Genomic DNA, 14060 nt, shown 5'->3' on the forward strand with positions numbered 1-14060 from the left:
CCTATTGTTATTTTTATAAGCAAAGTTCACCTTATAAAAAATGACACATAATAACAACTGATAACGATAGTTAATCTCTAAAAATGGTGAGCAGCACCTTATGCGTTATAGCTATAAATTAGGTAAGGTCATCGTTAATAATTAACATGATCAGCACCAGGAGGTTTACATGCTTTTAAAAACACTCGCCGTTGGCCTATTGCTCGCTTTAGCTGAGATAATTAATGGCAATATTAGAGTAAGGGTTTTACATCGATTTTACGCTCTAAAACGCGCTAAAACACTCAGCTTACTTTTGGGCACTGCGATTATTTATGCCATTACTTGGCTGACCTTGCCATGGGTTAACCCTATTTCGTACTTAGATTGTTTAAATGTGGGTTTTGTTTGGCTAACAATAATGCTTAGTTTAGATATTGTTGTGGGCAGATATTTATTTAAGTATAAGTGGCAGAAAATACTTGATGATTTTAACCTTTTTAGAGGTAACTTACTGAGTGTGGGCATGCTATTGCTTTTTATAAGCCCCTGCTTGGTTTTTTGGTTACAGATGAAAGTTATGGTTTAGATCACTCCTCTAAAAGCGCAGCGTCTCTTCGCCCTCTTTGTGCATAATTCACTAAACCCTATTTGAACACAGAGAAGCGAATGAGGAGTAAATGAGAAGCCACAAAAAGTTATGGTGTAGTTCACTTCTCTAAAAGCGTAGCGTCTGTTTGCCCTCTTTGTGCGTTAATCACTTAAAATCTATTTAAAGTCAGAAATAAATAACCTTTCAACATGCCGTTATCTAAGCTAATGCGGTTACTAGCTTGCCTTTTTCATGTGTTGGTTGCATTGTCATTCGCTCCGTGCCTTTTTCGAATTCTTGCTCTAACATTTTTTGTAATTCAGCAATCTGCTCTTTTATGGCATCTACATCAACCCCTTCCTCTCCTAGCTCTTCTGCCAAGGCTTCTATTGCTGCTTTTAACTCAGCTATAGTTTCTTTATCGACACCTAAACGTTGATAAATTAATGCCTCTTGGGCATTTTCTAAAAAGCTTTTGTCTTCTGGTTTAGCGATAAAATTAGGGGTTGCTTGGTTTTCAGCTGTACTGGTTGTTGCCGCAGCGGCAGATGTTGGCAGAACGTCACTCGTTTTTGCCACTTTGTTAACGGGAGTATTATAACTACTATATTGATTTTTAAAGGTTATTGAAGTCATTGGCTCAAATCCATTTTTGCTTTAATCGTTATATTCTTTAACTGAAATAACTTAAGCAACTTTGATACCAGTTAATATTTGATTGTCTCTAAGGCTTATTTTTATTTCAAATTAAGCCCTCTTAACTCATTTCGCACCCACTTCTCATCTAAATACAGCTCTAAGTGTTGCTCAGCAAACTTTAAAAAGCTGCGTGCAGCGTGTGATATATGTCGGTCTGTACGCACCACAAAATACCAATGGCTAGCTAAAGTGGTGTCGGTAACATTAAGCACTTTAAAGCTATTATCACCTTTAGGCAGCACATGCTGAGAAAGCACCGCAATCCCCATACCTGAAGCTACCGCCACTCTAATGGCTTCATTACTGGCCATTTGCACACTGTCACTTAATACCAACCCTCTACTTTGCAGCTCGCTTTCAAATAACATGCGAGTGGCGGAGCCTGTTTCACGCAATAAAAAACGATACGGAACTAAATCAGCCAGTTTAAGTGCGGTTTTATCGGCTAATGGATGATTTAGTGGCACTATAAACACTAAAGGGTTATGTAGAAATCTAGCAGCCTGGGCATGCTCTAAAGATGGCGGGTGACTAAATACATAAATATCGTCTTCTCCGCGTTCAAAGCGTGCTAAAACGGCTGAACGATTACCTATTTCAAGTGGTAGCTCTACATGCGGATGTTCATTACTGTATGGGCCTAACAACTTAGGTAAAATATATTGGGCAGTATTAACCATAGCAATTTTACATCGTCCACGTTCACCCCCTTTTAGCTCCGCTAAGTAATCTTGGTAATCTTCAAAATGACCAAAAACCTGTTGGCAAGTCCTAAATAAGGCCATACCAGCTTCGGTTATTTGCAACTTTTGTTGCTGCATAATTATTAACGGTTCACCTACCGCTTCTTGTAAGCGTTTAATTTGTAAAGAAACCGTAGGCTGAGTCAAATGAAGTCCACGAGCGGTTTCGCTTATAGAGCCGGTTTTTACTACACTCATAAATACTTCAAGTAGTCGGAAGGAAAGTTGCCTTATATTCATACGCACCTCATAGGTTTTTATCTATAGGATGTTATCATTCATTTTATTATTTACTATATAAAGATTTGCCTATAATAGCGCCGCTTAACAAATCAAATTAGTAATAAAGAGGAGAACAGCGTGCCTGATATTGTAGTAATGTTTTTTATTTTAGGATTAGCAGCGGGTATCCTTCGCTCTGATTTAGCTATTCCCAAAGCGACGTATGACACCCTCAGTTTACTACTCATGCTTACCATAGGTCTAAAAGGTGGCATGGTGCTGCATGGCAATTTAAGTTGGCAATTACTCCCAGAAATGGCCTCGGTTATGTTACTTGGTGGGCTTATTCCGCTCACTTTATACCCTATTTTAAAATACGTTGTTAAGCTAAGCGTAGCGAATAGCGCCAGCATTGCTGCCCACTATGGTTCGGTTAGTGCTGGTACATTTGCGGTAGCATTAGCGTATGCCGAATCGGCTAAATTAGAAGTGGGCGCAGAAGTTACCTTGTACCTAGTTATGCTTGAATTACCCGCCATTATTGTAGGTTTACTGTTGTATCGTAAGCTCGACAAAGCACACAGCGAAAACACCAGCTTATCGTTAAAAGCACTGTGGCACGAAACGCTTACCAATAAGAGTGTGATTTTGCTCGTTGGCGGTGTAATTATCGGTATGATGTATGGCACCCAACAGGGTAGCCAAGTTACGAGTTTACTTACCAGTAGCTTTAAAGTAGTGCTGGCGCTATTTTTACTCGAAATGGGCTTGGTTGCTGCACAAACGCTTCGCCCTTTTCCTTGGCAGCAATGGAAACTGGCTGCCTTCGCCATTATTACACCATTATTTTTAGGCACCATTGGCGTTATGGTTGGCACCTTGCTAAATTTAGAATTAGGTTCAGTGGTTATTCTTGGGAGCTTAGTGGCGAGTGCTTCTTACATTGCCGCACCTGCTGCTGTAAAAGCCTCTATTCCCAAAGCGGATATTGGCCTAGCCATGCTTAGCTCGTTAGGTGTCACCTTTCCATTTAATGTTATTGTTGGGATTGGTTTGTATCATCAACTTGCCGTTGCCATAAGTTAAATATAACGCACTAAAAAACCCCAAAGTGGGCTTTTTTGGTTTTATAAGCAGTATTATTTAGTTTAAAAAAGGGCTTAAAAATACAACAATTTTAAAACAATAAAGCTAACTTACTTCTACAAAAAAATAGCATGTAAGCGTTTAATTTACGTAAAAAAACATTTTGAATACTATTTTCATTTAGCAATTAAAAAACTCTTTACTTCGTTGTCAAATCAGCCTAAATTCGCCGCAAAATTAACCTCCTTAGGATAATTGCTTTATCAATCTCCCCTAAAAACAGCAATTATTTAACCTCTTTTCGGAACAATCTAATGGTGGAACTTACCGCTGATAGTAAATCAAATAACCCGCTAGCGCCGGTTATTGGCTTATCGTTTTTTGCTATTGCATCAGGCTTTTTAATGAGCTTGATCCCGTTATCGCTCAATGCTTTTAACATCAATCTTGATTTAGCTCCATGGCTTGCCAGTGTCTTTTATTTAGGCTTATTGATTGGTGCTTTATGTATAGAGCGCGTAGTGGTAAAAATCGGTCATAGGTTGGCTTTCATCGGGTTTTTAGCTTTATTAATTATTAGTGTTATCGCCCAGCTGATCAGCCCAACGGCCACTATGTGGTTAATAGCACGCTTTGTGGCTGGTATGGCAGTTGCTGGCGTATTTGTAGTGGTAGAATCATGGTTATTAATGGCTAACACCGCAAAAGCGCGAGCTAAGCGCTTAGGGTTATATATGACTTCCTTATACGGTGGCAGCGCAGTAGGTCAACTTGCCATTAAACCATTAGGAACGACAGATGCTGTGCCCTATTTATTTGTTATTGCTTTGTTAGCTGTTGCGATTTTAGCGCCACTCTTAATTACCCGAGGACAACCTGATACGCAAAACTTACAAAAGCTACCCCTTAAAGAGCTAAAAACCCTCAGCCGCCCTGCTATTTTAGGCTGTTTAGTGTCGGGGTTATTACTAGGCCCTATTTATGGATTATTACCGGTTTATATAGCCGCACAAACTGATCAAGCTCAATATACCGGCTTACTTATGGCGGTGATTATTTTAGGTGGCATGTTAGTTCAGCCTTTAGTGAGCTATTTATCAACCCGCATTATTAAAAGCTTATTAATGGCTATTTTTTGCTTTATTGGTACCGCCAGTGTGGTGGGTATTTTACATGCTAATAACTTTGCGGCCCTAGTAAGTAGTTATTTTATATTAGGTGCATGCAGTTTTGCGCTTTACCCGATTGCCATTACTCTGGCGTGTGACTCATTGCCTATGGCAAAAATAGTCTCAGCTACCGAAATAATGCTATTAAGTTACAGTGTGGGCTCGGTTTTAGGGCCGCTAATGGCTACCTATTTTTCAGATGAAAGCCATGGTGTGCTTATTTACTTAGGTGGCTGCTTAATTACTACCTGTATTTACATGCTTATAAAAAGTATGAAAAAAATCCCCACAGGTAACACCCCCGTTGCCGGCTAGCGAATGCTAAAAGCCGCTTAATGCTGGTTACGGTATTAAGCGGTTTACGCTTGAGTAACCTCTTTAGCAACCGCTTTATTTTTTAACTCAAATACTTCAATTTTATGCTCGTTTATGAGTTCATCAACAAAGCAGCTGCGATTATTATCATCAGTTATTATGTACACTTTATGTTTAGCGCGAGTGAGCGCCACATAAAATAAGCGACGCTCTTCACTGTATGCGTAATTATCTTTTGCGGGTAATAATGCTTCTAAAATTTGAGGCGTTGGCTTAGTGCTTGGAAATCCAAACGCTCCGCCATTCATTGCTAATATGATGACATATTCGGCTTCTTTGCCTTTTGAGCCATGAAACGTATCACACTCAATATGCAATGCTGAAAACTCTTGCTGTAAAGCACTTATATCGGCCTGTGAAGGTAACTGAAATCGAAATCGTGCAAGTAAATATACCGTGGTAGACTTGCCAGAATGTCCCTTAATCCCCTTTAGTAAATGCTTAATTGCGCCATTGTTTAGCTCCGCTATTTTGGTGTTTTTAGCTGAGCCACTTTTCACTGTTTTTAGCACGCTAACGGCGGGCTTAGTTACCTTTGCAACTGAGTGAATGTCTTTAGCTAACTGCGCTGGGTTTTTCATAATAAAACCTGCGGCAACCTCGCCAATTTTATTATTAAAGCGAAAGGTCCTATCTAATAGAGTTTGTGTTGTAAAGCCAAAATGTGCGGCAAACTCGGTAGTAAGTCGCATATCTGCACTACTAAAACGGTAAATAGCTTGCCAATCGTCTCCTACTGCAAACAGTGAACTATTCGGTTTACTATCGCGCAGTGCTTTTACAAGTGTAGCTCGCAGCGGTGATATATCTTGAAATTCATCCACCATGATATAACGCCAAGGCGATGTAAACTTTTTAGTGTTTACATAATCGAGGGCTTTAATAATCATATCGTCGAAGTCTATTTCGCCCTGCGTGAGTAAATAATGGTTATAGTTGGCTAACAACGGCTTTAATAATTTCCAGGCTTGCTGTATCTGCTTTAAATCGCTCTCAAGTGTTATATTTGCGGTTTTATACACGCTGATTAATTGGCTAAATAAGGTAGCTAACTTGGTTAAATGACCGCCAGATTTTATCTCTTTTAAAAGCGCTATATGATTAGGCTTTGCAGGACTAAATTTAAACTCGCCTTTAACGTCATTAAGAGTGTTATTTATATAATTTACCAGTGCTTTAGCATATTGTGGTTTAGCATTGGCAAGCGATTCAAAACATCCTTCAACCCATTTTATTTTAGCTTTTTCGTTTTCAGCGAGTTTAGATATTTTAGGTGGCTTGCCCTCAACCTCGCTAATAATGGTTAAGCCGACGCTGTGAAATGTGGCCGCTTTAATGGACTCAGTGCCCAGCTTTTGTTTAATTCGTTCATCCATTTCGCAAGCGGCTTGCTTACCATAGGCGAGTAATAAAATATCGTTGTAATTAGCCTGCCCACTATTAACCAAATAGCCCGCTCTGGCCACCAACACACTGGTTTTTCCTGTACCAGCACCTGCTAGCACTAAATTATTATCGTCATCTATGATGCAAGCTCGGCGTTGTTGCTCAGTGAGTGGATTTGTTTCAACACAACTAAAAAAATCGTTATAGCGCTTTAATTGTGATTGAGTGTATTTATGTTGAAAAAAACGCGTGAGTGAATCGCTCCACTGGCTGTATTGTTCAAGCAATTTTATTTGTGTGCTGACTGGTGCTAAAACATTGCTACTTTTTATCCAAGGTAGCCAGCGTTTATATTGCTCATCTACTCGTTTTTTTATATCAGCCACATATGATTGGCGCAAAAACTGAGTGTGAGCAAATTGGTTTATTTCACTCAACACCTCATTAAGCACAGCAATATTGCTTTTAACCCATAACATATCAGTATGCGCTTTAAATGCCCTATTGCTGCCATATGCCCTCATCCAAATACGATACTGCTTAGAGTCGGTATTAAAGCGCAGTGTTTGCCCAAACACACCATATTCATAGCGAATGGGCGACGTTAAATTACACCAACTCAATGTGGTTGTTTGTGTTTTATTGCTGAATACTAAACCTTGTGGGTTTATGTCGACAAAGCGATGCGGGGTAAAAATACGGCCAAATACACTAGGCTGAATAGAATTCATTAACAGCAGAATTCCTTTATAAAAATAAACCAATTAGCGGTATTTTAAGGGAATACGCCTTGCAAGGATAATAAAACCAATAAAAAATAGCAGTTATGTTTGTACGGATTTTATGGCGTATAAAAAACACCCAATTAATTTACCCACCTGCTTGGCATAAACACCACTATGTGACTAATATCTACTCTAGATACAGTAAGATAACAAGGATTGAAACATGCGAATAAATTCAATTAGAACCAAAGTCATTTTGCCAATTGCTTTTTTAGCATTGATCCTTGCAGGCTTGCTAGTTGCCATAGCTTCAATTACTTACATACAAGACAGCGCTATGAAAAGGCAAACCGAAACCTTTTTTGAAGCTGTTACTGTTATTCTCAATGCCGACAGAGACATATATCAAGCACGTATTGCACTTGAAAATTTACTCAGCGCCACTGGTGATAGTGAGAAGAATAAAGCAGAGTTTTTAGAAAACGCAGAGCAAGTAAAGGATCGCTTTAAAAAATACTTAATTTATTTAAAAGATGAAGAGGCATTACTAGCAAAGCATGATTCATTTTCCAACTTTATGCCTTTGTATAATGAATGGGTAAATCATAGTAAAACACTCATTGATACCAACCACTCGCAAGGTAAAATGCAAAGTGATTTAAATAAATCTGAACCTGAATTTATAAAAATACGCGAAATGATGGATCAGGCAGGTGAAGAGCTTCGCGCTTATACTAATAAACAACAGCAAGATAAAGTGGGGGCTGAGCGTTTAGGGCGTTATGTAGAAGCCATTTCAGAGATACTAAATGCCGATAGAGATATATACCAAGCTCGGCTTGCAAAACAAAAAATAGTAAACCAACACGGTGATTTAGCACAAAATCAAAAAATATTTGAAGAAAACGCAGCCCAAGTTATTCGTCGTTTTCATAGTTACCGTAGTTATTTAATTGACGAGCCGCAGCTAACACAAAAATATGCCAACTTCGATCAGCTTTACCAGCAATGGTATGAGCAAAGCAAAGCCTTGATTTACTCAACTCCTGCAAAGCAAGTCGCTTTAATTGATAATAATTTAGCAAAAGCTGATAAAAGCTTTAACGAATTAAGAAATATACTTGATATTGCAGGAGAAGAAGCACGCACGCATGCCAGAGCTGTAAAACAAGACGTACAACAAAGCATTCAACTTTTTGAAAAAATTGTTTTTATTGTGATTATTATTGCCTTTATTGTCGCTTTAGGTGTGGGCTATTACATTCCGAAAAAGCTAACCGATAATATCAATAATATTACCCTTCGTATTAAAGAAATAGCCGCTGGCGATGGCGATTTAACCCAACGTATTAACACTACATCACACGACGAATTAGCTGATTTAAGTAATGAATTTGATAACTTCTTGAGCCATTTACAAACAATAATAAAAAATATTCAGCAGCAATCAAGCCAACTTGGTGCAGTAACGGGTGATTTAAATGATGTATCTGATACCGCGATGGAAGTAACCCAAAAACTTGCTAATGCCTCTGAGTCAATAGTCAGTGCGGGTCATGAAATGGACATGGCCAATCAACAAATGGCAGAGCTTGCAAAAAATACCGCGCAGGAAGCCGATATATCTAGCGAGCAGGTAAAGCAAGGTGTTCAAGCTATTGATGTGTCTAGCAAAGCGATTGAAGATTTAGCTAACGATATTAAGTCTGCATTAGCGAATTCGGTTGAACTAGAAAGTAGCTCTACCGATATCACCTCCGTTCTTGAGGTAATACGTAATATTGCAGAGCAAACAAACTTATTAGCTTTAAATGCAGCGATTGAAGCCGCTAGAGCCGGCGAGCAAGGCCGTGGATTTGCAGTGGTAGCTGATGAGGTAAGAACGCTTGCCACACGAACTCAACAAAGCACAGACGAAATTGATACCATGATCCAACGCTTAAATGACAATGTTAAAGCGTCGTCTGATTCAATCAAAAATAGCCAAACTAATGCCAATACCACCTTAACCAACTTTGACTCAGTAATTACCATTTTTAATAGCCTGACTCACGCATTTGAAAAAGTGCAGCAAATGTCGGCTGAAACCGCACAAGCTACACAAGAGCAGTCACATGTGGCTAACGAAATAAATCGAAATTTAGTGTCATTAAAAGAGCAATCTGCACAAATGAAACAAATTTCATCGCAAACTACGCAACAATCTAAAAATGTATCGGCTTTATATAAGCAAATGAAATCGCAAGTGGAAAGCTTTAAAGTATGAGCGAGTAACAATTACAAAATTAAGCGCACGTAAATTGCGCTTAAATTTTGCTATCGATAATAATCAATTCACACTCAGTGGTTGCCGTTAAAGTGATGGTTTTAGCCTGTGTAACTTCTGCGCCATCACCTTTATTCATGTTAACTGAGGCTGACTCATCGCTAATAATAAACTCTCCTGCCGATGCCAGTACATAGGCTTGATGATCAATCGGCTGTGTTATTAACGTGCCTTTTGCCAGCTTACCACCATAAATACGCGCCTGCTGATTAATAAACAGTGCACTATCGGCATCTTTTGGATAACCCGAAACCAGTAAGCTAAGGCTGCTTGTAGCTTGTGTAGGAAACTTCTTGCTTTCCCAGCGTGGCTTAACATTATGTTGATTACTCTGAATCCAAATTTGATAAAACGTAAGTGGTTCATCTGTTAGGTTATATTCTGAGTGGGTAATGCCGGTGCCTGCACTCATCACCTGCACCTCACCTTGCTCAGTGATCCCTTTGTTGCCCATACTATCTTGGTGAGTAATAGCACCACTACGGATAAAACTAATAATTTCCATATTTCTATGCGGGTGCGCACCAAACCCCATACCAGGGGCTACCCAGTCATCATTAACTACACGCAAAGTGCCAAATCCCATACGCGCAGGATTATAGTAATTCGCAAAACTAAAATGGTGCTTTGACTTAAGCCAACCATGATCAGCATTGCCTAAGCTATTTTTTGGGTAATGAGTAAGCATATTTTTTCCTATACGTTATCTCTGCGTCATTTAGTATTGACGGTCTCGATCATGGGCAGCATCAAACGTGTGTTTAGCACCTAAAGGCACAATTTGCGTTGGGTTAATGGTTACGTGACTTACGTAGTAATGCACCTTTGTGTATTCTAAATCGACCGTTTCCTTTACCCCAGGTACTTGGTAAAGCTCATTAATGTAGTTACTAAGATGATGAAACTCAGTTAACTTTTCTCGATTACACTTAAAGTGCCCGTGATACACCGCATCAAAGCGGATAAGTGTGGTAAATAATCGCCAATCGGCTTCAGTGAGTTTATCGCCCACTAAGTAACGCTGTTTTGCTAATCGAGTTTCTAACCAATCTAAGCTATCAAACAAGGCGGTGTAAGCTTCGTTGTAAGCTTCTTGAGTTGTAGCAAAACCGGCTTTATACACCCCATTGTTAATGGTGTTATAGACACGGTTATTCACTGTTTCTATTTCTTCACGTAGCGCATCTGGATAATAATCGTCGGTGTTACCAGTAAGCTCATTAAACGCACTATTAAACATGCGAATTATTTCTATTGATTCGTTGTTTACAATAGTCTGCGTTTTTTTATCCCATAAAATAGGCACGGTAACACGCCCTTCATAGCTAGGGTCGGCTTTTAAATACAATTGATAAGCGTAATCTAAGTTATAAAGTGGATCGCCCTGCTCGCCAAATTCCCAACCGTTTTCCATCATGGGTGCTTCAACAATACTCATAGAAATAATGTCTTCGAGCTGCTTTAATTTACGAAATATAATGGTGCGGTGCGCCCAAGGGCAAGCCAAGGATACATATAAATGATAGCGACCCGCTTCTGGTTTAAATTTACTGTTTTGCGCTGATGAAATCGTATCTCTAAAGCGGCTATCTTGGCGTACAAATTTACCGTCGCTTTTTTCAGTGTCATACCATTTATCGACCCATTCACCGTTAACAAGTAATCCCATGTCCGTCTCCTTAGTTTATAGAGTGTGCCAACCTTACGCAGGTTGGCAGCTTAAAGTTCAATCACTTATGTGATCAGCTTATTGATTTAATTTGTTATGAATTTTTCCATCAAGGGATAGCTTTCCAGCTCCTTGGATCAGTAAAGCTAGGGTAATGGCTAACAGCGATAACGCAAATTCATAACCGTTATTGCTCATAAATAAACCGTTATCTATGTGTGTGGTAAAAATAGCAACTACCATAGTGATAGCCAGTACAAAACTCGCAGGACGCACCAGTAAACCAACGATGAGTAGTAACCCACCAAAAAATTCAGCGCCACCGGCCATTAATGCCATTAAATAGCCCGGTGCTAAGCCAATCGACTCCATCCATTGCCCTGTGCCTTCCAAGCCATAGCCACCAAACCACGCAAACAGTTTTTGTGCCCCATGAGCGCTAAACACTAATCCTGCAATAAGCCTTAATGGTAGTGTTGCAAAAGACTGTTCAGTTTTTGTGATGGCGGCTGTAATATTTTTAATCGTCATAGTTTTAACCTGTATAGTTCCAATTGAGTATGCAGCTATTGTATAAGTTGAATTAAAATTAAATAACTCCTATTATTTGCTCTATATGTTCAAATATTTTGAACAGTTAATATTTGGTATGATAATGAATACACCCCCTATAAGCATAGAAGCTTTACTGGTACTGGACGCCATTGAGCATCGTGGCAGTTACGCAGCCGCTGCAGAGCAACTTAATAAAGTACCCTCAGCCTTGTCGTATATTGTTAATAAACTTGAAGAGCAATTAAATGTAACCTTGTTTCAGCGCCAAGGTCGACGTGCCGTTTTAACCCCTGCAGGTAAACATTTACTGACCGAGGGGCGTAAAGTACTCAATGCTATAAATAATTTATCGGAGCAAACACAAACCATAGCTAATGGCTGGGAGCCACGGATACGTATTGCCTATGACTCTATTTTTGACATAAGTGACGTATTCAAAAATCTACAGCTATTTTTAAACGAGCATAAAAATATTGAGATAGACATTAAAGAGGAAGTACTTAATGGCACTTGGGAGGCTTTAATTGAGGATGACGTTGACTTAGTGATTGGCGCACCGGCCCCTGTACCTAATCAAAAGGGGATCAGAGCGGTAAAAATAGCTGATATTCAAAATGTTCTGGTGGTTCACCCTAGCCACCCGTTAGCGCTACTAAAAACCCCCATTGAGCCCAGCGAACTCGGTCAATACACCACGGTTATAGTGCATGACTCAGCAAAGCAAGGTATTCCGTGGTCAGCTAACTTAATCGAAGGTAATCAACGTTTTTATGTAAGTTCTGTAAGCCAAAAAATAACCGCTATTTTATCCGCTATTGGCATTGGTTATTTACCTGTAAACCTTATTGCTGAGCATATAAAAGCTAACAAACTGCATGTTGTGGAACTTACCGAACCACGCCCAATTCAAGACTTATACCTTGCATGGAAAATAACTAACAAAGGTAAAGGGCTGAAACAGCTGACCCAAATTATTCTAAATAGTGTTTAAGCCTAATAAACGCAAAAGCCCATGCTAAAACAGCATGGGCTTTTTGAATCGGTAATAAATATTACAGCGCGAGATCTTGCTTAGCGCGCGTTAAATTGTGCGACACTAACTCGTTACCTGACATTTGTTGTGCTTCGTAAAAGTCTGATAATGCAGCTGTTTCGTTTTTAGCCATTAAACGTCCTACACCACGGTTACTTAAAGCAAATGAAGTCAGCTCACGTACTTTAAAACGTGGGCCAGTGCTTTGTTGTAATAAAGTAATTGCTTTTGAGCAAATTTCTTCAGCTTGGCTATAATTTTTTGATTTTACATTTAATGCACAATCGTTAAATGCAACTTCGAATTCTTGAGGGGCTGTTTTAGCCTCTTCAATAACCATTAACTTGTAATCACTTTGATCAGCCATTACAGCAGCTGAGCAAGTTAATAAAGAGCCAAGAGCGATGGTTTTGATAAGTGAGCGTTTCATGATTAATTTCCTATTTGGTTAGTCGTGCTTGTTGCCGACAACTAAACTTTAGAGTGTTTACTTAATCTCGACAAACGATTAAAAACAAACCAATAAGTGAAAAAAACTAACCTATAGATTTTAAGCTGCTAAAAAGCGATTAGCAGTTCAAAAAGTCAATCACCTCTTCTTGTAGATCAATATAATCGTCTTCTGACATATTTAATGTTGCTAAAACGTGTTTTTCTATATCATCCCAATCTTTAGTGGTGTCGCCGCGTAAAACACAATTAACCAGATTCTCAGACATTTTTAAAACGCTGTAACACAATTGTTGGTTACTTCCAGTTATGTTACTTAGCATGCTCAAATCGTGATGACGTAAAATAAGCTGACAAATATCTACGGGTAAATGCCAGCTGGTCGCTAAGTAATAACCCACAGTGGCATGATTAGTTCCATATAAACGCTCTTCTATATCTATCAAGCTTTCTTTATGGGTATTATTTGAAGTATGCAAAGCACTCACGTAATTATCAAATTTGATTGCCATTGGCACAATGCCACAATCATGAAACAAACCAAGCGTATACAAGTACTCAACGGGGACATTATTTAGACGTTGTCCAATAATCATGTTTACATCAGCAATTTCTGAGGCGGTATCCCAAAAACGTTCAAGGCTAATACAGCACTCATTTTGGGCGAACATTTGCTTTAGCTTTAGGCTAGGAACTAAAGCTTCAATGCCATTCCAACCTAAAAACATAATGGCTTGTTTAATATTTGACACACTACGAACTAAGCCATAAGCGGGTGAATTAACTATCTTTAAAATAGCGGATGCAATAGCAACATCTTTAGCGATGATTTCTGCGGCGTCTGAAAGCGAGGGCTCTTGTGCAGATGCTAATAATTCAAGATCATTTAAGATTTGCGGTCTTGGTGGAATAATAAAGTTTTTATTTACATCTGATAATACCTGCTCATTAACTACAATCATCGATGTCTAGCCTCCAGCTAAGCTATATGGATTATTTATTTTATTCCATTTGAACTTTTATACTAGAAGTTGATTACTCAATATTCAAT

The 14060-nt window shown here is 39.0% G+C and carries 13 protein-coding genes; 5 read left to right on the plus strand and 8 right to left on the minus strand.

The window, feature by feature from the left end; translation table 11 throughout:
• The first annotated feature begins 169 nt into the window (after positions 1–169).
• A complete protein-coding gene (locus tag CWB78_RS08510) occupies positions 170–568 on the plus strand; it encodes a hypothetical protein (RefSeq protein WP_010390284.1) in 399 nt (132 codons plus the stop codon).
• Between the two features lie 222 nt (positions 569–790).
• Here the strand turns inward: CWB78_RS08510 and CWB78_RS08515 are convergent, their stop codons facing one another.
• Both CWB78_RS08515 and CWB78_RS08520 read right to left on the minus strand, forming a co-directional pair.
• A complete protein-coding gene (locus CWB78_RS08515) occupies positions 791–1207 on the minus strand; it encodes a hypothetical protein (RefSeq protein ID WP_138595070.1) in 417 nt (138 codons plus the stop codon).
• Positions 1208–1308: 101 nt separating this feature from the next.
• Complete coding sequence (locus tag CWB78_RS08520; RefSeq protein WP_055012601.1) at positions 1309–2253, minus strand: LysR family transcriptional regulator; 945 nt, start codon at positions 2251–2253, stop codon at positions 1309–1311.
• 120 nt (positions 2254–2373) lie between these two features.
• On the opposite strand from CWB78_RS08520, the gene CWB78_RS08525 reads away from it, so the two are divergent.
• Positions 2374–3321 (plus strand): sodium-dependent bicarbonate transport family permease, encoded by a 948-nt coding sequence (locus tag CWB78_RS08525; protein WP_138595072.1) that lies wholly within the window; start codon positions 2374–2376, stop codon positions 3319–3321.
• A gap of 314 nt (positions 3322–3635) precedes the next feature.
• Positions 3636–4805: an MFS transporter gene (locus tag CWB78_RS08530; RefSeq protein WP_138595074.1), complete on the plus strand. Its 1170-nt coding sequence runs from the start codon at positions 3636–3638 to the stop codon at positions 4803–4805.
• 44 nt (positions 4806–4849) lie between these two features.
• Here the strand turns inward: CWB78_RS08530 and helD are convergent, their stop codons facing one another.
• On the minus strand, positions 4850–6982 hold the full coding sequence (helD, locus tag CWB78_RS08535) for a DNA helicase IV (protein WP_138595076.1): 2133 nt from the start codon (positions 6980–6982) through the stop codon (positions 4850–4852).
• A gap of 217 nt (positions 6983–7199) precedes the next feature.
• Here helD and CWB78_RS08540 point away from each other — a divergent pair, with 217 nt between their 5' ends.
• Positions 7200–9242 (plus strand): methyl-accepting chemotaxis protein, encoded by a 2043-nt coding sequence (locus CWB78_RS08540; RefSeq protein WP_055012604.1) that lies wholly within the window; start codon positions 7200–7202, stop codon positions 9240–9242.
• A gap of 40 nt (positions 9243–9282) precedes the next feature.
• Here CWB78_RS08540 and CWB78_RS08545 read toward each other — a convergent pair whose 3' ends face one another.
• The 3 genes from CWB78_RS08545 to CWB78_RS08555 form a co-directional block, all read right to left on the minus strand.
• A complete protein-coding gene (locus CWB78_RS08545; protein ID WP_075169110.1) occupies positions 9283–9990 on the minus strand; it encodes a pirin family protein in 708 nt (235 codons plus the stop codon).
• A 30-nt stretch (positions 9991–10020) separates the two neighbouring features.
• Positions 10021–10971 carry a glutathione S-transferase family protein gene (locus CWB78_RS08550; RefSeq protein ID WP_138595078.1) on the minus strand — a complete coding sequence of 317 codons (951 nt, stop codon included), beginning with the start codon at positions 10969–10971 and terminating at the stop codon, positions 10021–10023.
• Positions 10972–11049: 78 nt separating this feature from the next.
• Positions 11050–11502, minus strand: a complete 453-nt coding sequence (locus CWB78_RS08555) for a DoxX family protein (RefSeq protein WP_010390297.1) — start codon at positions 11500–11502, stop codon at positions 11050–11052.
• A gap of 124 nt (positions 11503–11626) precedes the next feature.
• Here CWB78_RS08555 and CWB78_RS08560 point away from each other — a divergent pair, with 124 nt between their 5' ends.
• Entirely contained in the window at positions 11627–12517 is an 891-nt protein-coding gene (locus CWB78_RS08560) for a LysR substrate-binding domain-containing protein (RefSeq protein ID WP_054201074.1), read from the plus strand.
• Positions 12518–12578: 61 nt separating this feature from the next.
• Here CWB78_RS08560 and CWB78_RS08565 read toward each other — a convergent pair whose 3' ends face one another.
• Both CWB78_RS08565 and CWB78_RS08570 read right to left on the minus strand, forming a co-directional pair.
• Positions 12579–12989 carry a hypothetical protein gene (locus tag CWB78_RS08565; protein WP_010390302.1) on the minus strand — a complete coding sequence of 137 codons (411 nt, stop codon included), beginning with the start codon at positions 12987–12989 and terminating at the stop codon, positions 12579–12581.
• Positions 12990–13128: 139 nt separating this feature from the next.
• Positions 13129–13971 (minus strand): HDOD domain-containing protein, encoded by an 843-nt coding sequence (locus CWB78_RS08570; RefSeq protein WP_010390303.1) that lies wholly within the window; start codon positions 13969–13971, stop codon positions 13129–13131.
• Positions 13972–14060 lie beyond the last annotated feature (89 nt).

The sequence above is a fragment of the Pseudoalteromonas sp. S1612 genome, assembly GCF_005887175.1.
GTDB classification, from domain to species: domain Bacteria; phylum Pseudomonadota; class Gammaproteobacteria; order Enterobacterales; family Alteromonadaceae; genus Pseudoalteromonas; species Pseudoalteromonas undina.